This window comes from uncultured Oscillibacter sp., assembly GCF_910587525.1.
Taxonomy (GTDB): Bacteria; Bacillota; Clostridia; order Oscillospirales; family Oscillospiraceae; genus Oscillibacter.
Genome location: NZ_CAJULS010000209.1, coordinates 1 through 2,889, shown reverse-complemented (window position 1 = coordinate 2,889; position 2,889 = coordinate 1). Strand labels below are relative to the sequence as shown.

Here is a 2,889-nt window from a genome sequence, read left to right as displayed (position 1 = left end):
GGGTGCATATGCACCAGCCATCATCATGGCTGTATCCCTCCCCGCCCGTCAGGGCAACCACCTCTAAAGCTCCGGCAGCTCTGCCAAATCCATCATATCAGGCAACTCCGCCGCTGCGGAGACAGCCCGCTCCAGCCCCGGCAGATCCAGTACCAGCCGGATCGCCCAGGGAGGCACCCGTACGGACATGGGCGGCTCCTCCAGCAGCACAAAGGCCGTCTCCCAGGGCGGCCGCCGCTGGGGATAGATCCCCATGCCGTCGGTGAAGTAAATCAACCCCCGCAGGCTGGTAAAAGCCCCCTCCCGCCGGAGACGGGCCACGTAGTCAAACACCGGCCGGAAGTCCGTGGCGCTGCCGCCGGAGAGCTGAAAATCCTCCATATACCGCCGCAGGTCCTCCAGGTCATGGAGCACCGTGTCGGAGCGCACCTGGTCGTCACACTGCAAAATACGGATGTTCACCTTCCGGGTGAAGGTCTCCGTGCTGCGCAGAATGGCGTAGGTGCAAGCCAGAAACTGCCGCACCAGCTCCCCGGAGGTAGACATGGAGGTGTCTACGGCGATGACGAAATCCTCAATCCGCTTCGCCTCCCTGGTCTCCGGCGGCTCCACCAGGGGGAGGTTTCCGTACAGCCGCAGGCCATAGGCGTAAAAGCCATAGTCAAAGGCACCGCCGTCCACCGCCATGACCTCCCGGGGCACGGCGAACCGCCGCAGAAAGGTCCGGTAGTCCACGTCATCCCGGACAGCCACCCGGATCTGTTCCAGCACCGTCTCCCCGCCGGCAGACTGTCCCGCCAGCACGGTCTCCATGCCAGTGCGGGTCTTCTCCGAGAGGTCCCTCCAGCGCTCATCCTGCCGCTGGCTCCGCTCCCGGCTGTCCTTCCGCTCCATGTCCCACAGCCCGTGGTCGTCCACCAGGAAGAGCCGCTGGAGCCGGGCCAGCTCGTATTCCGGCAGGGACAGCCGCAGCAGGCGGCGGTAAATGCCCTCGGCGGTGAGCACCGGCATGTCCATGCGGCACTCGCCATAGAACTTTCGCCGGGCAGGCGCGGCGCCTCCCGCTAGACAGGGGTAATCCAGTCCGTCCAGAATGCTCTCTACCGCCGCATCGCAGCTGAGATCCCACAGCTCCGGCACTCTGCCCCGCTTTTTTGCCAGATGGCGGAGCATACAGTGAAGAATCACATGGAGATAGGCCCGGTTTACTGCTGTCCGGGAGCGAAGATACCGCTCCGAGAGAAAGGCCCCGTCATAGTACAGCGACTCCCCGTCCACAGCCAGGGACAGCGTGATCCCGCCGCCAGGCTGAAATGTCAGTGCGCACAATGCTGCGTCCAGATAGGGCAGGTTCATATACAGCTCATTTCGGGCAGCGGAGAGGATCTCCCGCCCGATGTTCTCATAGCTCTGTTCCACCAAAACACCGCCCCTCCGGAATTGATCTCACAGTGTAAAATCCCTGGCCGCCCCCGCCGGAAAACGCCGGTGCTGTTCCTCCAACAGCACCGCCAAAGCGGCGGCGTTCCGCTGCTCCCGGGCCAGGGCACAGGCCGCCGGCAGCATCTCCCGGTCCGGCATAATCTCCCTCAGCAGCAGCCGGAGGTCTGATGCGTCTCCCAAGGACAGCAAAAACCGGACAGCCTCCAGGGCATGGGAGCGGAGATAGTCCCGGTAATCCGCTGCGGTCCGGCCTGTCAGCTCCGCCGGATACCGCAGCCGCCACCAGGCCAGCCGCATGGCGCAGTCCCCATCGTGCTCCATGGCCAGCATGGGCTCCCACAGTGCATCGTAGGACTTGAGATCCAGCCGTTTCCCATAGAAGCAGTGGTGATAGCCGTAACCCGCGCCGTAGATGTTGTAGTCGAAGTGGTGGGCAGGGCAGTTCTCTTCGTAGACCTCCGCATACTCGGGAAAGATCAGCCGGGTCCATATCTCACCCCCGCGCCGCAGCGTCACATCCAGCTCTCCCGGCAGCTCTCCGGCGAAGTAGGCCAGCAGCCCTCCCTCCCGTCCGGTGCAATCCATCTGGAAGGTGTCCAGCCGACGGCAGTTCATAATGGCCCCGCCGCCCCAGCGGTTCACGCTATCTCCCAGACGCAATGTCTTCAGCTCTGTACAGTTGAACAGGGCATAATCCCCCACCTGCTCCAGGGAGGCGGGGAGGGTCATGTCCCGCAGATTCCGGTTGTCCCACTGCGCGTCCGGCGGCAGGGGACCGCAGGACACCAGCACCTCCTGACCGGGGACCGGTCCGGCGCCGGGGGCCAGGGCATGGTCTCCCAAAGCTGTCACCGGCAGCCCCCACAGCGTCTCTGGCAGGGCGGCGGCGGACTCGCAGGTGACCGCCCGCAAAACGGTAATCCCCGCCGCCTCACGGCGGATGGTCAATTTCCAGCTGCTGATGCCGCTGACGGTCTCCAATGCCCTCTCCCCCTTAGCCCTGTGCCATCTGCATCAATGCTCGGTATAGTATATCACAAACCGTTGCGCTTTCCTAGGCCCTCTTTTCAAAAGTTTCCGCCGCACCGTTGCGAGAGAAGCTGAAAAATTCCCGGTTGTTTTACCTGCATGGCTTGAATCAGGCAGATATTTGTGGTATCATCGGCAAAATTGAAGAGAAACGGAACTCTATAGAACGCGGCCAGAGGAAACAGGTTTGCCTCACTGCGGTGCTGCCGCTGTTGTATTCTCCCTCATCGTTGGAGTTTTTTACATTATTTTTTAAAATCTTGAAAATAGGGGCTTGACTTTGGGCAAAGCTCTGCTATAATAATAACGCTGTCATTTTCGGCATGAAACAAGTGCATATGTAGAAAAGTACTGGAACAGCTATGGAGAAGTCGCCTAGTTGGTCGAGGGCGCATGATTGGAAATCATGTAGGCCCC

The 2,889-nt window shown here is 61.5% G+C and carries 2 protein-coding genes; both read right to left on the bottom strand.

The window, feature by feature from the left end; all coding sequences use genetic code 11:
- Window positions 1–63 precede the first annotated feature (63 nt).
- Window positions 64–1,419 carry a DUF2201 family putative metallopeptidase gene (locus QZ326_RS12545; protein WP_295745801.1) on the bottom strand — a complete coding sequence of 452 codons (1,356 nt, stop codon included), beginning with the start codon at window positions 1,417–1,419 and terminating at the stop codon, window positions 64–66.
- A 27-nt stretch (window positions 1,420–1,446) separates the two neighbouring features.
- On the bottom strand, window positions 1,447–2,424 hold the full coding sequence (locus QZ326_RS12540; protein ID WP_295745798.1) for a leucine-rich repeat protein: 978 nt from the start codon (window positions 2,422–2,424) through the stop codon (window positions 1,447–1,449).
- Window positions 2,425–2,889: the final 465 nt, after the last annotated feature.